Below are 15,779 nucleotides of genomic sequence, written 5' to 3'. Positions count from 1 at the left end.
CCACGGAGCGGCGCCGAGGATCCGCATACGAAGAAGCGGGCCACCCGATCCGGGTGACCCGCTTCTTTTCTGTGGAGCTAAGGAGAATTGAACTCCTGACCTCCTGCATGCCATGCAGGCGCTCTACCAACTGAGCTATAGCCCCGCGTGCGGGAATTATTCAGATTACCGCAGAACCGGTGCGAGCCATCCGTTCCGGATGGCTCACGTCCGTTCTGTGGAGCTAAGGAGAATTGAACTCCTGACCTCCTGCATGCCATGCAGGCGCTCTACCAACTGAGCTATAGCCCCTTGTTCTGTCGTCTCGCTTCACTCTCGCTCGCGGCGACGGACAGAACAGTAACGGCCCGCCCGGCAGATCGCCAAATCGGTTTCTCCGCCCCTTCCGGAGCCCCGGGTAGGGTCGCCGACTGTGTCCGTCTCCGTGCTCTCCCGAACCCGCGCCCGGCCGTGGCCCCTGGCCACCGCCGCGGCGGTCTGTCTGCTCTCGTTCGCGGCCTTCTGGGTGGCGCAACGCCTGGCCCACGTGAACATGCTCGACGTGATGGTCTACCGGGCCGAGGGCGAGACGGTCCGGGCCGGCGGCGACCTGTACGCGATGCGCGCGACCTCGGCGAACCTCGGCATGACCTACCCGCCCTTCGCGGCCCTGCTGTTCGTCCCGCTGACGCTGGTGGGCGTCCCGCTGATGCGGACGCTCACCACGGCGGGGAACCTGCTCCTGGTGGTCGCCCTGGTGCAGCTGTCGCTCCAGCTGGTCCGCCCCTCCCTGTCGCGGACCGACCTGTGGCGCACGACGCTGTGGGTCGCCGCCGTCGTGGTCTGGTGCGAGCCGGTGTGGACGACCCTGCGGTACGGCCAGATCAACCTGCTCATAGCGGTGGCGGTGCTCTGGGACCTCACCCGCCGCGAGGACAGCCGCTGGGCCGGCCTGGGCATCGGCCTGGCGGCCGCGGTGAAGCTCACCCCGGGACTCTTCGTGGTCCTGCTGCTCCTCGCGGGTCTGCTGCTGTGGCGCCGGGACCGGGGCATGAACCAGTGGCTGCGCACCGCGCTGACGGCGACCGGGGTGTTCCTCGGGACGACACTGGCGGTGGCGCTCGCCCTGCCCGCGGACTCGAAGCGGTTCTGGACGCAGACCCTCTTCGAGACCGGCCGGGTCGGCTTCGCCGAGGAGACCGCCAACCAGTCGATCCGCGGGGTCCTGGCCCGGCTGCTGCACACGGACGACCCGGGCATGTGGTGGGCGGTGACCGCGGCCGTCCTGGGCGGCGCGGCGATGGTGCTCGCGGTGCGGGCGGCGGTGCGCGGCGACAAGGCCGTGGCCGTGGTCGTCTGCGCGTTCACGGCGCTGATGATCAGCCCGATCTCCTGGTCCCACCACTGGGTCTGGTGCGTGCCCCTGCTGATCCTGCTCGCCGACCGCACCACGCGCGCGTGGCCGGTGACGGGGGCGGTGGCACTGGCCTTCGCCTCGTTCGCGCTGTGGTGGGTCCCGCACGACCCGGGCCGCCCCGAACTGGACCAGAACGCGGGGCAGATGCTGCTGTCGGCGATCTATCCGCTGACGGCGACCGCGCTGTTCGTCGGGTACGCGCTGACCCTGCGGCGTCAGGCCGTGGCGAAGGAGTAGAACCGCTTGAGGGTGCAGTGCTCGTCGAGGAGCCGACCGTAGATCGGCTCCCCCTCCAGCTCGCGGTAGGTCTCGATGGGGTCGCCTTTTATGATCAGCGCCCGCGCGCACTCCTCGCACCAGTACTGGAACCCGGGGTTGACGGGATCCATGTCGCGCACGATGGGCGTACCGCTGCCGCACCAGTCGCACTTCCGCCTGTGTGCACCCATCAATCAGCTCCAGCTGTGGCCGCAGGCCGTGCACCCATAGGACACCCTGCCGTTGTCGCCGAGCACTTGGGCCACCCTCCCGTCCGGATCCTCGTCCCCCTCCGGCCGTCCGATTCTGCCATGGCCCCGCAAGAGGGTCAGCGTGATCGTCGCGGCAGTCCCGCCGCGGCACCCACGACGGAGGCGGCGGCCAGGGCCAGGGCGGTCGCCCACAGCGCGTCTGCGGAGTTCTGGGCTCCCGAACCCGCGTACCGGCCGAGGAAGAGAGTGCCGAACGCGGCGACCCCGACGATCTGGCCGAGCTGCGTGACGGTGGCGAGCAGTCCGCTGGCGTCGGCCGCGTCCTCGGGCCGTACGGTGGCCAGGGCCCCGGTCAGGGCCGGGCTGAAGGCCAGCGAGATCCCCGCGCCGAACGCGCCGAGGGCCGGGTAGAGAGCCCAGCCGCCGGTGCCGCCGTCCCCGAGCAGCGCTCCGAGGGCGAGGACCGCCGCGGCCGCGAGCAGGAATCCGGCCGGGACCAGGCCGCGGTGCAGCCGGGCCGGCCAGCGCCGCCAGGTCAGGCCGACGGCCCCGAAGACGAGGGCGGCGGGCCCGAAGGTGAGTCCGGCGCGCAGGGCGCTGTGGCCGAGCCCGCCCTGCAGGTGCAGGGTGAGGGTGAACAGGAAGCCGGCGTTGACGCCCATCGCCACCGCGATCGACAGGACGGCCCGCCCCATTCCGGGAACGCGCAGCACGCGCGGGGCGATCAGCGGGGCGCCGCCGCGCCGGGCGAGCCGGGACTCGTACACGCCGAACACGAAGGCGAGCACGGGCGAAGCGCCGAGGGAGAGCCAGGACCACAGCGGCCAGTCCTGCTCCTGCCCGAGGACCAGGGGGACGGTCAGCAGGGACACGGCCGCACCGAGCAGGAGCAGACCCGGCAGGTCGAGGGCACGCGCACGCGTGGGTCCGGTGTGGGGGTCACGGGGCAGCACCCGGGCACCGAGGACGAGCAGGGCGATCCCGATGGGCACGTTGACCAGGAAGACCGGCCGCCAGCCGGTGTCGAAGAGGTCGGCACTCACCAGGACGCCGCCGGCGACCTGCCCGGCGGCCGCGCCGGTGGCCAGGACCGCGGAGTAGGCGCTGAGGGCCCGGACCCGGCGCTCGCCCGTGAAGTTGCGCTGGATGAGACTCAGCACCTGAGGGATCATCAGGGCCGAGCCCGCGCCCTGCACCAGACGGAAGGCGATCAACTGGCCGGATCCCGCTGCCAGTCCGCAGGCGAGGGAGGCCGCGGTGAACAGGGCGAGGCCGCCGAGGTACGCCCGGCGGTGGCCGAACAGGTCGCCCAGGCGGGCCCCGGTGATCAGCAACACCGCGTAGGAGATGGTGTATCCGGCGATGACGAGCTGGAGCGCGCCTCCGGACGCGGAGAGTTCGGCCCTGATGGTGGGGGCGGCGACGTTGACGATGAAGACGTCGAGGAGTGCCATGAACTGGGCGGCGAGCACCACGCCGAGCAGCAGTCCCGGGCGGTTGTCGGTGGCACCGTCTTTACTGAGTGCGGGACGTGTTGTGGTCGAGGTCATGCGTCGAGCGTGACCGCGATCGGATACGGGTAACGAGAGCCCGCCGATGCTGGTACTGACACCACCTGGCAGCGGCGGCACGGGGACTCGACCATGGGGGTGTGACGACTGTGGCAGCACTGCCGACGCAGCGACGACGACGACCGGAACTGGCCGCGTTCCTGCGCAGCCGCCGGGCCAGGGTGACCCCGGAGGACGTGGGCATGCCGCCGGGACTCCGCCGGCGCACACCGGGGCTGCGCCGCGAGGAGGTCGCCCAGCTCTCGGGCGTCGGCGTCACCTGGTACACCTGGCTGGAGCAGGGCCGGCCGATCAACGCCTCCGCGCAGGTCCTCGACGCCGTGGCCCGCACCCTCCGCCTCGACCGGCCGGAGCGCGAGCACCTCTACCACCTCGCCGAAGTGCCGTACGCTCCGGACCGGTCCGCCGCGGACGCCCAGGTGGTCAGCCCGGAGATCCAGGGGATCCTCGACGCCCTCGACCCGCTCCCTGCGGTGCTGTACAACGCGCGGTACGACGTGCTCGCGACCAACGCCCTGTACGAGCGGCTCCTGATGCAGGACGGAGCGGGCCTGGACACCGGACCGTTCGGCATACGCAACGTGCTGTGGGCGCTGTTCAGCGTGCCCGGGCCCAAGTGCCCGGTGGTCGACCGGAAGCGGGAGCTGCCGCTCATGGTGGCCCAGCTTCGGGGCGCGTACGGCCGCCATGTCGGCGAGCCCGAGTGGGAGGAGTTCGTACGGCGTCTCGCGGAGACCAGCCCGGAGTTCGCCCGGCTCTGGAGCAGCGGTGACGTGGTGCCCCCGGGGACGAGGGTGAAGACCTTCCGGCACGGGCTGGTGGGCGAGGTGCGGCTGACCTCGGTCTCCCTCTCGGTCAACGGGATGCCGGAGTGCCGGATCGTGACGTACACGCCGAGCGACGAGGAGAGCCGCCGGGGGATCGAGCTGCTGCGCGGCGCGAAGGGGTGATGGAACGACGAATCCCGCCCCCTGACGGGGACGGGATTCGGTGACTGTGGAGCTAAGGAGAATTGAACTCCTGACCTCCTGCATGCCATGCAGGCGCTCTACCAACTGAGCTATAGCCCCTCGTGTTCTTCGCGCTCCGCGCTGCGAACAAGAAGAACTTTAGCCTGTGACCTGCCGGAAAGTGAAATCCGGGTCCGGCAGGCCGGTCGTGGGGCTCAGTCGTCGTCGCCGAGGACCGGCTCGGGCAGCGTGCCCGCGTTGTGCTCCATCAGACGCCAGCCGCGGGCGCCCTCGCCGAGCACCGACCAGCAGCAGTTGGAGAGCCCGCCCAGGCTCTCCCAGTGCCGGGCCTCCAGGCCCAGGAGCCGGCCGATGGTGGTGCGGATGGTGCCGCCGTGGCTGACCACGACGAGCGTGCCGTCCTCGGGGAGCTTGTCGGCGTGCTCGAGGACCACCGGGGCGGCCCGGTCGGCCACCTCGGTCTCCAGCTCGCCGCCACCCCGGCGCACGGGCTCACCGCGCTTCCAGGCGGCGTACTGCTCGCCGTACCGCGCCACGATCTCGTCGTGGGTCAGCCCCTGCCACTCCCCCGCGTACGTCTCGCGCAGGGCGGAGTCGTGCGCGACGGCGTGACCGGTGAGCGCCGCGAGCTCGGCGGCGGTGGCCGCCGCCCGCTTCAGGTCGGAGGCCACGATGGCGTCCGGCTTGAGCGCGGCGAGCAGCCGTGCGGCCCGGCGCGCCTGGGCGACACCGGTCTCCGTCAGCTCGATGTCGGTCGAGCCCTGGAAACGGCGCTCCAGGTTCCAGGACGTCTGGCCGTGACGCCAGAGCACGATGCGGCGGCCGCTGCCGCCCTTGGTGGCGCTCAGCTCAGCTCACCGTCCGGTCCCTCGGGGAGACCGGAGCCGGCCTCGATGTCGGCGCCGATCAGAGCGGCGTGCTCGGCGGCCTTGCCGCGGGTCTTCAGGGCGTCCTCGGGCAGGTCGAGCTCGGGGCAGTCCTTCCACAGCCGCTCCAGGGCGTAGAAGACCCGCTCCTCGCTGTGCTGGACGTGGACGACGATGTCGACGTAGTCCAGCAGGATCCAGCGCGCGTCGCGGTCGCCCTCACGGCGGACCGGCTTGGCGCCGAGCTCCTTCTGCAGCCGCTCCTCGATCTCGTCGACGATCGACTTGACCTGGCGGTCGTTGGGCGCGGAGGCGAGCAGGAAGGCGTCGGTGATCGACAGCACGTCGCTGACGTCGTACGCGATGATGTCGTGCGCGAGCCGGTCGGCGGCCGCCTGGGCGGCGGTCTTGACGAGCTCGATGGAACGGTCCGTGGCGGTCACAAGCAGGCTTTCGTCGGCGGTCCAGTACCCCTCCAGGGTCTCACGGACCGCCGACGGGCCTGTCGGCGTTTTCCGGGGCGCCCCTTACGGGGCCCCCGGGGCCTTGTAGTCCCGGCCCAGGATCACGGTGACCGCGATCGTTCCCGAGGGCTTGCCCTTCTCGACCGAGCCGGCGGGCAGCCCCAGCGTCTTGGCCACCTCGGCCGCCGTCGCCTTCTGGCTGTCGTCGCCGTAGAGGACCTGCGATTCCGCCCGGGCAGGGGCGTCGGCGCCGCCCACGAAGGCGTAGCCGCCGTTGATCAGGGCGACCCTGGCCGCCTCGGCCGCCTTCTTGCCGGAACCGTCCCGGACCGAGACCCGGGGCACCTCGCCCGCCTCGGGGGCGGTGACCTTGCCGCCCAGGATGTCCTTCACCACACTGTCGCTCGCGCCCTCGGTCAGCGCTCCGTCCTGCCCCACGGGGAGCAGGGCCGTCTTGTAGTCGCCGACCTTGGCGTGCTCGGCGAGCTTGGCCAGGGAGGCGCCGAGGTCCTTCTCGGGGAGCGAGGGGTCGAGGATCTGCTGGAGGGTCTCGATGGTGACCGTGGCCGCCTCGGGGTCGCTGGAGAACTTGCGCAGCACCCCGTACATGACCTGGCCGAAGCGCTGGAGCTGCTTGGCCTCGGCCTCGCCGGGCGCCCGGTAGGTGGCGTAGGCGACGGCGGCACGGCCGTTCAGGGTCTGCTTCTCGCCCTGCTTGACCAGCGGCTCGGCGCCCTTCTTGGTGTCGGGGACCTCGGTGTCGGTGTCGATCTCGATGCCGCTGACGGACTCGACGAGGTTCTCCAGGTACGGGGTGTCCAGCCGCCAGGTGCCGGCGATCTTCGCCCCGAGCAGGTTGCCGATCGCCTCCCGGGTGCCGCTGGAGCCGTCGTCCTCGATGGACTTCCCGAGGGTGGTCCCCGAGCCCTCGGCGTCGGCGACGACGACGGAGTTGGGGACGAGGACCGTGGTGCCCTGGCGGGTGGTCGTGTTGTTCACGAGCAGGGCGGTGGAGGTGTTGCCGTTCTTGAGGTCGTGCAGGTGGACGACGATCGTGTCGCGCTGCTGCGGGCCGGTCGCCGTGTTCCCGCCCTTCTGCTCCGGGTCGGAGGAGCCGGGGAGCAGACCGGCGGACCAGAGGTAGCCGAGGCCGCCGGCGACGGCGAGCACGAGGACGACGACGAGCGCGACGATGCGGTTGCGACCACGCCGCCTGGCCTCCTCGCGCCGCTCGGAGCGGCTCTCGGTGAACTTGAGCCAGTCGATGACGTCCTCGGAGTCCTCGTCGGGCTCCTCGATGAACGAGAACTGTTCGGTGCGGTACGCGCGGTCGTCCTCGTCCCGCCGGGGCGGCGCGGACCGCTCGGACGCGGGGCGCTGGCCGGGGACGCCGGCTGGCGCGGCGACCGGGGCGGCCGGGGCCGCCGGCGCGGCCTGGACGGGCGCCTGTACGGGGGCGGGAGCGGGTGCCGGAGCGGGCTCGGCCTGGGGGGTCCACTGCTGCCCGGTGTCGTAGGACGGGTAGGCGTAGCCCTGCTGCCCGTAGGGGTCGTACTGCGGGGGCCGGCCCTGCTCCTGGGCGTGCGGCTGCTGCTGGGCGTACGGGTCGTAGCCGTACGCCTGCTGCTGCGGCTGCTGCCCGTACGGGTCGTAGTGCTGTGCGGGCGCCTGCTGCTGTGCCTGCGGCTGCTGGTACACCGGCTGCCCGTACTCGTCGTAGCCGATGATCTGCGGCTGCGGATAGTACGGGTCGTACGGGTGCTGCTGATCGTTCACCGGTGGCCCTCCCCGAAGCTCACTCGCCGCGGTACAACTGGCGCTTGTCGATGTAGCGCACCACGCCGTCCGGGACCAGGTACCAGACGGGATCGCCCTGCGCGACCCGCGCCCTGCAGTCGGTCGAGGAGATGGCGAGCGCGGGGATCTCGACGAGCGAGACGCCGCCCTTGGGCAGTCCGTCGTCGGTGAGGTCGTGGCCCGGCCGGGTGACGCCGATGAAGTGGGCGAGCGAGAAGAGCTCCTCGGCGTCGCGCCAGGTGAGGATCTGCGACAGCGCGTCGGCCCCTGTGATGAAGAACAGGTCCGAGTCGCTGTTGAGAGACCGCAGGTCCCGCAGGGTGTCGATGGTGTACGTCGCGCCGCCGCGGTCGATGTCGATGCGGCTCACGGAGAACTGCGGGTTGGACGCCGTGGCGATGACCGTCATCAGATAGCGGTCCTCGGCCGACGAGACGACCTTGTGGCTCTTCTGCCACGGCTCCCCGGTCGGCACGAACACCACCTCGTCCAGGTGGAACAGGGCGGCGACCTCGCTGGCCGCCACCAGGTGTCCGTGGTGGATCGGGTCGAAGGTTCCGCCCATCACGCCGAGTCGGCGCTTGCCGCGCCCGCCAGTAGGCACTTCCTGCTCTCCCATGCGTGCAGAGCCTACTGGCACGGCGACGGACGCCGGATCAGCGGTATCCGGTTCAGCGGTCGCGGTTGAAGCGGGTGGTGATCCACAGCAGCAGAAGCAGGGTGCCGAGGGCACCGAAGCCGGTGAGGTAGGGGCTGAGGCTGTCGTGGTTGCCGCCGTGCTCGGCGCCCTCGGCGAGGGTGACCAGGTGGGCGGCGGTGCTGTGGAGGCTCATCTTCGGCAGACCTATCGATCGGGGATGGGAGCGGAGACTTCGCGCACATCGTATGCGGGCGGTCGCGGCGCGCTCACGCCGACTCAGGCGTTGGCGTCGCGCTCCGCGTCGGCGTCGCGCTCGGCCTCGGTGTCGCTGCCGGCGGCGGTGCCGTCGCCGTCCGTGCCGTCGCTGCGGTACCCGCGCAGCAGGAACCAGGCGAGCAGCGCACCGCCCACGATCGAGACGAGCAGCAGGATCCGGAGCGTGTCGCCAGGCCCCTGCTGTGCGGCGGCCGCGAGCAGTGCGCTCGCCGCGTCGGCGGTGTCCGGCATGTCGGTCGTGCCCTTCGGTCGTCCTCGGCGCCCAAGTTATCCACAGGCCCCCGCCACACGGTAGCGCCAGCGCCTACGCTGGGCTCAGTCAGGGGGACGAGCACCGACTCGTACGAACAGGGGGCATCCATGACCGAGAACGACCAGGGGAACGTGCCGAGCAGGCAGCGGAAGCGGTTCCCCGGCATCTCCTCGCGGGCCTACGAGCATCCGGCCGACCGCTCGGCCCTCGTGGCCCTGCGGAAGCTCAGCGGCTTCGACACGGCCTTCAAGGCGCTCAGCGCACTGCTGCCCGAGCGCAGCCTGCGGCTCCTCTACCTCTCGGACTCCGTCCGGGTGAGCGACGCGCAGTTCATCCACCTCAACGACATGCTGCGGGACGCCTGTTACATCCTGGACCTGGAGAAGGTCCCGCCGATGTACGTCGTCCAGGACCCGAAGCCCAACGCCATGTGCATCGGCCTGGACGAGCCGATCATCGTGGTCACCACCGGCCTGGTGGAGCTCCTCGACGAGGAGGAGATGCGGGCGGTCGTCGGCCACGAGGTCGGGCACGCGCTCTCGGGACACGCCGTGTACCGCACGGTGCTGCTGTTCCTCACCAACCTCGCGCTCAAGATCGCGTGGATCCCGCTGGGTACGGTCGCGATCACGGCCATCGTGACCGCGCTGCGCGAGTGGTTCCGCAAGTCGGAGCTCTCCGCCGACCGGGCCGGCCTCCTCGTCGGCCAGGACGTGCGGGCCTCGATGCGCGGCCTGATGAAGATCGCCGGCGGCAACCACCTGCACGAGATGAACGTGGACGCGTTCCTCGCCCAGGCCGACGAGTACGAGAAGTCCGGGGACCTGCGGGACTCGGTCCTGAAGATCCTCAACGTGCTGCCGCGCTCGCACCCGTTCACCACCGTCCGGGCGGCGGAGCTGAAGAAGTGGTCGGAGAGCCGCGACTTCCAGCGGATCATGGACGGGCACTACCCGAAGCGCTCGGAGGACAAGGACACCTCGGTCACGGACTCCTTCCGCGAGTCGGCCGGGCACTACGCCGACACGGTGCGGACCAGCAAGGATCCCCTGCTGAAGCTGGTCGGGGACATAGCCGGGGGCGCCGGTGACCTGGCGGGCGACCTGGGCGGGCGGCTGCGCAACCGGTTCGGCGGCGGCCAGGGCGGCCAGAAGGCGGACGGCGGCGGGAAGGCGGACGCCGGTCCGGCCGGGGACGGCAAGGGCGCCGGCGGCGAGGCCGGGAAGCCGGCCGGCGACGGGACCGGGGACGGTCAGAGCGAGGGCTGAGCGCTCGGCGCCAGCGCACCGCACAGCGCGGGGGCGGCGGGCCGGGCGGTGGCGTACGGGTCGGTGACCACCGGGCCGCCGCCCGCGTCCGAGGCCCGCGCTCCCGCCAGGAGCGGCTTCAGGGAGCCCGTGGTGTCGGCGCCGCACGCCTGCGGCCCGGCCTCCACGGTGCTGGTCAGCAGCTCTGCGCGGTGCATGCGCAGGTCCTCGCGGTCGAAGCGGAAGTGCACCACGCGGTGGACCGTGAAGAGGGACGCCGCGGCGACCGGACCCGCGCCGTGGGCGGCCGGGCGGAGAGCGTAGGTGTACGTGTGGTCCGCGGTGACGTCCAGGGTGTCGGGACTGGTCTCCTCGAAGCGGAGGGTGCCCTGCACCCGGGCGGCGGGCTCCGCCAGGGCCACCTGCCGGGGGTCGAAGCGGACGAGCCAGGCGGCGAGGGCGTGCCGGCCGTCGTCCGCGGGGGACTCGACGCTCCGGTCGAACTGTTCCAGCAGGTCCGGGTCGAGCAGCAGGCGCGCGGGCCGGACGGTGGTCCCGGAGAGGACGCCCGGCTCCAGGGCGGAGGCCACCAGGTACTCCTTGGCGATGCTCAGGCCGGTGACGACCTGGCTCTCGGCGAAGTGGGAGGTGCGCCCCGCGATGGGCAGGTTGATGCCGGCGGCCCCGGTGCGGTACTCGGCGGCCGGGCTGTGGGCGAAGAGCTGGGTGGGTGTGCCGCCCGGGACGGGGCCCTGGGGGGCGAGCGGGACGACGGTGGTCCGCAGGGGCTCGGCCCGCTGGTCGACGGGGGGCTGGTACGGGTTGCGCACGCCGAGGTAGATGGCGGTGCCGAAGGCGAGGAGGATCAGCAGCACGAGCAGGACCGCCTGGCGGGAGCCGCTCCGGCTCTCCCACGAGGAGCGGCTGCGGACGGCCTGCGCGTGCTCGCCCATCCGCTCCCGGGCCGAGTACTCCTGGAGGTGGGCAGCACGGATGAACGCCTCGTCGAAGACGACGGATCGGTATTCGTCCTCACCACCGCCGGGGAACCCCTCGGGTGTCCCCTCAGGCGGGTCGCCACGCCCTGCCATACCTTCAGGGTAGGTCTGTTGGGGCTTCGGTAAACGCTGGGAGACAAGTTCGGGGGAATTCGGCCGTCGGGGTGTGCCGTGCACGGCCCGGAACGCCTCACGGGACGCTGCGGACCACGCCTCACGGGAGATTCCGACCAGGGCTAGCGGGGTGATGCCTGCCGGGCCGCCGGGGCGGGAGCGGTGGCCTGGGCGGGGGCCGGGGCCTGGGCCTGGGCGGGGGCCGGGGCCTGGGCCTGGGCGGGGGCCTGAGCCGGGGCCTGGGCGGCCGGTGGGGCGGGGTTCGGGTTGGGTGTGTCGACGCCGGTCGTGGCCGGCGGCGGGACCTGGTCCTCGTGGTTGGCGGCCGCGCCGCGGTAGACGGCGCTGAAGGCGAGGGCGACCATCCCGACGCCCATGACGAGGGCGAGGATCCAGGCGACGGGCCGGAGCCAGCGGGCGCGGCCCCGGTAGGGGCGCAGGGCGCCGCCGTGGCGGCCGTAGGGGCTGGCGTCGTCGCCGACGTCGTCGGGCTCGTAGGTGAGGCCGAGAGGGTCGTGGCCGTCCTCGTAGGGGTCGTCCTCGACGGATCCGCCGCCCGCGCGGGCGCGGGCCGCCTCGGCCTCGGCACGGGCCTGGGCGGCGGCGAGGAGCCGCTCGACCGCGGTGGGCTCGTGGATGGTGGCGGCCCTGACGAAGGCCTCGTCGAAGACCACGTCGGCGTGGACCTCGTCGGCGCCTCCGCGGTCGACAGAGTCCTCGGGGTCCCCGCCGTCCTGGAACGGCCTGCCCCCCACGTCGTCCGGCACGGATTCAGAGTAGACCCGGAAGGTGGTTTTGGGCAGGGAGAGTGCGAAGCCTCCCCGCCCGTCCCTCCCCGTACCGAAAGGAGGTGTTACCGCACGTGACCGTCACCGGTGACGATGTACTTGGTCGACGTCAGCTCGGGAAGGCCCATGGGGCCCCGGGCGTGGAGCTTCTGGGTGGAGATGCCGATCTCGGCGCCGAAGCCGAACTGGCCGCCGTCCGTGAAGCGGGTGGAGGCGTTCACGGCGACCGTGGTGGAGTCGACCAGCTGGGTGAAGCGGCGGGCGGCGGCCTGCGAGGTGGTGACGATCGCCTCTGTGTGGCCGGAGGACCACATCCGGATGTGCTCGACGGCCTTGTCGAGGGAGTCGACGACGGCGGCGGCGATGTCGTACGAGAGGTACTCGGTCTCCCAGTCCTCGGGGGTGGCCGGGACGACGGTGGCCTTGGAGCCCTCGGCGAGGGCGAGGACCCGCTCGTCGGCGTGGACGGTGACGCCGGCCTCGGCGAGGGCGGCGAGGGCCTTGGGCAGGAAGGCCTCGGCGACGTCCCGGTGGACGAGGAGGGTCTCGGCGGAGTTGCAGACGCTGACCCGCTGGGCCTTGGAGTTGATCAGGATGTCGACGGCCATGTCGAGGTCGGTCTGGGCGTCGACGTAGACGTGGCAGTTGCCGGTGCCGGTCTCGATGACGGGGACGGTGGACTCCTCGACGACCGTCTTGATCAGGGAGGCGCCGCCGCGCGGGATGAGGACGTCGACGAGGCCGCGGGCGCGCATCAGCTCGCGGACCGACTCGCGGGACTCGCCGGGGACGAGCTGGATCGCGTCGGCGGGCAGTCCGGCGCCGCCGACGGCGTCGCGCAGGACGGTCACCAGGGCGGTGTTGGAGGCGTACGCGGAGGAGGAGCCGCGGAGCAGGACGGCGTTGCCGGACTTGAGGCAGAGGGCGGCGGCGTCGACGGTGACGTTGGGGCGGGCCTCGTAGATGATGCCGACGACGCCGAGGGGGACGCGGACCTGGCGCAGGTCGATGCCGTTGGGGAGGGTCGAGCCGCGGACGACCTCGCCGACGGGGTCGGGCAGCGCGGCGACGTCGCGGACGTCGGCGGCGATGGCCCGGACGCGCTCCGGGGTGAGGGTCAGGCGGTCGATGATGGCCTCGCTGGTCCCGGCTTCGCGGGCCTTGGCGATGTCCACGGCGTTGGCTTCGACGATCTCGGCCGTGCGGACTTCGAGGGCGTCCGCGATCGCGAGGAGCGCGTCGTCCTTGGCCGCGCGCGGGAGTGGCGCGATTTCGGCGGCGGCGCCACGGGCCCGGTAGGCGGCCCGGGTGACCGGGGAGAGGTTGTCGAGGGGCGTGAGCGAGGTCATGCCCGCAGGGTACTGGCACCCCTGCGGACATCCCTCACGTATCCCGCACTCCGAGACGTACCCGTACGCGGAGACGCACTCCGGCGCCGTGTCGTGACGCCGCCCGTCAGTAGGGGTGGACGCCGACCGGGGCGGCGGGCGGCGGGCCGTAGCCCTCCGCGATCCGCTGGTGGTAGGTCTCGCGGTCGATGACCTCCAGGCCCACGATCTCCCAGGGCGGCAGCTTGGCGGTCTGCCGGTGCTCGCCCCACAGCCGCAGGGCGACGGCCGCCGCGTCGTGCAGGTCGCGGGCCTCCTCCCAGTACCGGATCTCGGCGTGGTCGTTGGCATAGCGGCTGGTCAGCAGGAAGGGGTGGTCGTGGGCCAGCTGTTCGAGCCCGCGCCGCACCTCCTTCAGCGGTGACTCCACGCCCGACACACTGAGGGTGATGTGCCAGAGCTTGGACACCGGCCGTTCCTCACGTGTCTCGGTGGTGGTCTCGGTCTTCCTGTCCGTGGACCTGTGCCGTGCCTCGTCGAAGTCGGCTCCGGCCTCGACACTGGTCAGGGCGCGTTCGGCAGTCCCGCGGGGCGGTGCCCCTGGGCGCGCTCGTCTCACCGGCGGCCTCCTGTGTGATGCGTGTGGTGCTGTACCCCGCCTTGTCTTACCCCCGAGACAAAGTTGACCAGCCCGAGGCGGCACATGGGGCGGTTTTGGTAAACGTCCCTTCCGGATGGCCAGACTTTCAGCCGTTTCGGCGTCGGCCGAATCAGCGGATGACGACCAGGTCGTCGCGGTGGACGACCTCGCGCTCGTACTCGGGTCCGAGGTCCTTGGCGAGCTCGTGGGTGGAGCGGCCGAGCATCCGGGGCAGCTCCTTGGCGTCGAAGTTGACGAGGCCGCGGGCGACGGCCCGGCCGGAGGCGTCGCGGAGCTCGACGGGGTCGCCGGCCACGAAGTCGCCCTCGACGGCCGCGACACCGGCCGCGAGCAGGGACTTCTTGCCCTCGACGACGGCTCGTACGGCTCCGTCGTCGAGGCTGAGGTGGCCCTGCGGGGTGGAGGCGTGGGCGAGCCAGAGCAGCCGGTCGGCGGAGCGGCGGCCGGTGCGGTGGAAGTACGTGCCGGTGTCCCGTCCGGCGAGGGCGTCGGCGGCGCGGCTCGCGGAGGTGAGGACCACGGGGATGCCGGCGGCGGCGGCGATCCGGGCGGCCTCGACCTTGGTGACCATGCCGCCGGTGCCGACGCCCGCCTTGCCGGCCGAGCCGATCTCGACGTGGGCGATGTCCGCGGGGCCGGTGACCTCGGCGATCCTCGACGTGCCGGGCTTGGACGGGTCTCCGTCGTACAGCCCGTCGACGTCGGAGAGCAGCACGAGCAGGTCGGCGCGGACGAGGTGGGCGACGAGGGCGGCGAGCCGGTCGTTGTCGCCGAAGCGGATCTCGTCCGTGGCGACGGTGTCGTTCTCGTTGACGACGGGCAGCGCGCCCATGGCGAGGAGCTGGTCCAGGGTGCGGTACGCGTTGCGGTAGTGGGCGCGCCGGCTGGTGTCGTCGGTGGTCAGGAGGACCTGGCCGACGCGGACGCCGTAGCGGGCGAAGGAGGCGGTGTAGCGGGCGACGAGGAGGCCCTGGCCGACGCTGGCGGCGGCCTGCTGGCGGGCGAGGTCCTTGGGGCGGCGGGTGAGGCCGAGCGGTGCGAGTCCCGCGGCGATGGCGCCGGAGGAGACGAGGACGATCTCCTTCTCGCCGCCGCTGCGGACCTTGGCGAGGACGTCGACGAGGGCGTCGACGCGGTCGGCGTCGAGTCCGCCGGAGGCGGTGGTGAGCGAGGAGGAGCCGACCTTGACGACGATCCTGCGGGCCTCCGTCACGTACTGCCTTGCCACGTCCGTCTGTCCCGTCACCTGCGTCGCCACCTGCGTCGTCCTCACTCGGCTGTCCCACGCGCCGCGCGCTCCGCGCCGCGGCTGCCAGGCAATCTACGCGAGCCGGGAGGGCTGCCGCTCGTCCGTTTCGCTCCCTGGACCCGCGGCGGCGGGCCGGTCGGTGGAGCGGGGCACCAGGATCCGCTGGGAGATCAGGTAGGTGAACGGGATGGCGACGACGGCCGCGACGAGTGGCGCGATTCTGTCGTCCGTTCCGGCCCAGGTGACGAGGGCGTAGAGACCGACGCTCTGCACGAGGTAGTTGGTGACGTTGGTGAGCGGGAAGAGGGCGAACTTCTTCCACGTCGGCCGGGTGCGGTAGGTGAAGTAGGTGTTGAGGAAGAAGGAGCCGATCATGCTGAGGAGGAAGGCGAGGGAGTACGCGGCGAAGTACGGCATCCACGGGTGCAGGAGCAGATAACAGCCGAAGAAGGTCCCGGTGTTGACGCCGCCGACCAGGGCGAACCGGAAGATCTCGGCGAGCCGGGCCCGCCGTGCGCTCGCCGGAGGAGCCGGGACGGTGCTCGCCGGTGGACCGGGCAAGCCCCCCGAGCCGGGACCGGACACGCCCCCCGAGCCGGCACCGGACACGCCCCCCGAGCCGGCAGCGGGCACGCCCCTGGAGCCGGGACCGGACACGCCTCCCGAGCCGGGACCGGACACGCCTCCCGG

General features: G+C 72.1%; 17 protein-coding genes and 3 tRNA genes. 3 read left to right on the top strand and 17 right to left on the bottom strand.

Annotated elements, in window-relative coordinates; translation table 11 throughout:
- Positions 1-72: 72 nt before the first annotated feature.
- Positions 73-145: transfer RNA gene (locus tag ACF07V_RS13965), tRNA-Ala, on the bottom strand.
- A gap of 73 nt (positions 146-218) precedes the next feature.
- A tRNA-Ala gene (locus tag ACF07V_RS13960) sits at positions 219-291 on the bottom strand.
- 121 nt (positions 292-412) lie between these two features.
- Here ACF07V_RS13960 and ACF07V_RS13955 point away from each other — a divergent pair.
- Positions 413-1,633, top strand: coding sequence for a glycosyltransferase 87 family protein (locus tag ACF07V_RS13955; protein ID WP_392153999.1), 1,221 nt, complete (start codon positions 413-415; stop codon positions 1,631-1,633).
- Here the strand turns inward: ACF07V_RS13955 and ACF07V_RS13950 are convergent.
- On the bottom strand, positions 1,612-1,845 hold the full coding sequence (locus tag ACF07V_RS13950) for a hypothetical protein (protein WP_015033559.1): 234 nt from the start codon (positions 1,843-1,845) through the stop codon (positions 1,612-1,614). The two genes, ACF07V_RS13955 and ACF07V_RS13950, sit on opposite strands and share 22 nt — an antisense overlap.
- A gap of 137 nt (positions 1,846-1,982) precedes the next feature.
- Positions 1,983-3,416, bottom strand: a complete 1,434-nt coding sequence (locus ACF07V_RS13945; RefSeq protein ID WP_392153998.1) for an MFS transporter — start codon at positions 3,414-3,416, stop codon at positions 1,983-1,985.
- A gap of 101 nt (positions 3,417-3,517) precedes the next feature.
- On the opposite strand from ACF07V_RS13945, the gene ACF07V_RS13940 reads away from it, so the two are divergent.
- The gene (locus ACF07V_RS13940; protein WP_392153997.1) at positions 3,518-4,387 is read left to right on the top strand and encodes a helix-turn-helix transcriptional regulator; all 870 of its coding nucleotides are present in this window, start codon (positions 3,518-3,520) and stop codon (positions 4,385-4,387) included.
- A gap of 47 nt (positions 4,388-4,434) precedes the next feature.
- On the opposite strand, the gene ACF07V_RS13935 is transcribed toward ACF07V_RS13940, so the two are convergent.
- The 7 genes from ACF07V_RS13935 to ACF07V_RS13905 all read right to left on the bottom strand — a co-directional run bounded on the left by ACF07V_RS13935 (position 4,435) and on the right by ACF07V_RS13905 (position 8,682).
- Positions 4,435-4,507, bottom strand: a tRNA-Ala gene (locus ACF07V_RS13935).
- 95 nt (positions 4,508-4,602) lie between these two features.
- Positions 4,603-5,256, bottom strand: a complete 654-nt coding sequence (locus ACF07V_RS13930; RefSeq protein ID WP_392154202.1) for a histidine phosphatase family protein — start codon at positions 5,254-5,256, stop codon at positions 4,603-4,605.
- Positions 5,253-5,717, bottom strand: coding sequence for a ribosome silencing factor (rsfS, locus tag ACF07V_RS13925; RefSeq protein WP_392153995.1), 465 nt, complete (start codon positions 5,715-5,717; stop codon positions 5,253-5,255). Before rsfS ends, ACF07V_RS13930 begins: the two co-directional genes overlap by 4 nt.
- An 84-nt stretch (positions 5,718-5,801) precedes the next feature.
- The gene (locus tag ACF07V_RS13920) at positions 5,802-7,514 is read right to left on the bottom strand and encodes an LCP family protein (RefSeq protein WP_392153994.1); all 1,713 of its coding nucleotides are present in this window, start codon (positions 7,512-7,514) and stop codon (positions 5,802-5,804) included.
- A gap of 19 nt (positions 7,515-7,533) precedes the next feature.
- Positions 7,534-8,154 (bottom strand): nicotinate-nucleotide adenylyltransferase, encoded by a 621-nt coding sequence (gene nadD / locus ACF07V_RS13915; RefSeq protein WP_392153992.1) that lies wholly within the window; start codon positions 8,152-8,154, stop codon positions 7,534-7,536.
- 52 nt (positions 8,155-8,206) lie between these two features.
- A complete protein-coding gene (locus ACF07V_RS13910) occupies positions 8,207-8,368 on the bottom strand; it encodes a hypothetical protein (RefSeq protein WP_392153990.1) in 162 nt (53 codons plus the stop codon).
- A gap of 83 nt (positions 8,369-8,451) precedes the next feature.
- The gene (locus ACF07V_RS13905; RefSeq protein WP_392154211.1) at positions 8,452-8,682 is read right to left on the bottom strand and encodes a hypothetical protein; all 231 of its coding nucleotides are present in this window, start codon (positions 8,680-8,682) and stop codon (positions 8,452-8,454) included.
- Between the two features lie 129 nt (positions 8,683-8,811).
- Here ACF07V_RS13905 and ACF07V_RS13900 point away from each other — a divergent pair, with 129 nt between their 5' ends.
- On the top strand, positions 8,812-9,972 hold the full coding sequence (locus ACF07V_RS13900; protein WP_392153989.1) for a M48 family metallopeptidase: 1,161 nt from the start codon (positions 8,812-8,814) through the stop codon (positions 9,970-9,972).
- Here ACF07V_RS13900 and ACF07V_RS13895 read toward each other — a convergent pair.
- The 6 genes from ACF07V_RS13895 to ACF07V_RS13870 form a co-directional block, all read right to left on the bottom strand.
- Positions 9,957-11,042 (bottom strand): hypothetical protein, encoded by a 1,086-nt coding sequence (locus ACF07V_RS13895; protein ID WP_392153987.1) that lies wholly within the window; start codon positions 11,040-11,042, stop codon positions 9,957-9,959. The genes ACF07V_RS13900 and ACF07V_RS13895 overlap by 16 nt on opposite strands.
- 143 nt (positions 11,043-11,185) lie before the next feature.
- Positions 11,186-11,830, bottom strand: coding sequence for a hypothetical protein (locus tag ACF07V_RS13890; protein WP_392153986.1), 645 nt, complete (start codon positions 11,828-11,830; stop codon positions 11,186-11,188).
- Between the two features lie 86 nt (positions 11,831-11,916).
- Positions 11,917-13,200, bottom strand: a complete 1,284-nt coding sequence (locus ACF07V_RS13885) for a glutamate-5-semialdehyde dehydrogenase (RefSeq protein ID WP_369144215.1) — start codon at positions 13,198-13,200, stop codon at positions 11,917-11,919.
- A gap of 106 nt (positions 13,201-13,306) precedes the next feature.
- Positions 13,307-13,798, bottom strand: a complete 492-nt coding sequence (locus tag ACF07V_RS13880) for a hypothetical protein (RefSeq protein WP_093876131.1) — start codon at positions 13,796-13,798, stop codon at positions 13,307-13,309.
- A gap of 151 nt (positions 13,799-13,949) precedes the next feature.
- Positions 13,950-15,053: a glutamate 5-kinase gene (proB, locus tag ACF07V_RS13875; RefSeq protein WP_392154201.1), complete on the bottom strand. Its 1,104-nt coding sequence runs from the start codon at positions 15,051-15,053 to the stop codon at positions 13,950-13,952.
- Positions 15,054-15,161: 108 nt separating this feature from the next.
- The gene (locus tag ACF07V_RS13870; RefSeq protein ID WP_392153984.1) at positions 15,162-15,650 is read right to left on the bottom strand and encodes a GtrA family protein; all 489 of its coding nucleotides are present in this window, start codon (positions 15,648-15,650) and stop codon (positions 15,162-15,164) included.
- Positions 15,651-15,779 lie beyond the last annotated feature (129 nt).

Origin of the sequence: Streptomyces sp. NPDC015661 (assembly GCF_043077765.1) — a bacterium.
Taxonomy (GTDB): Bacteria; Actinomycetota; Actinomycetes; order Streptomycetales; family Streptomycetaceae; genus Streptomyces.
The sequence above is the reverse complement of the archived record's forward strand: the minus strand, read 5'-3'. Positions and strand labels throughout refer to the sequence as shown.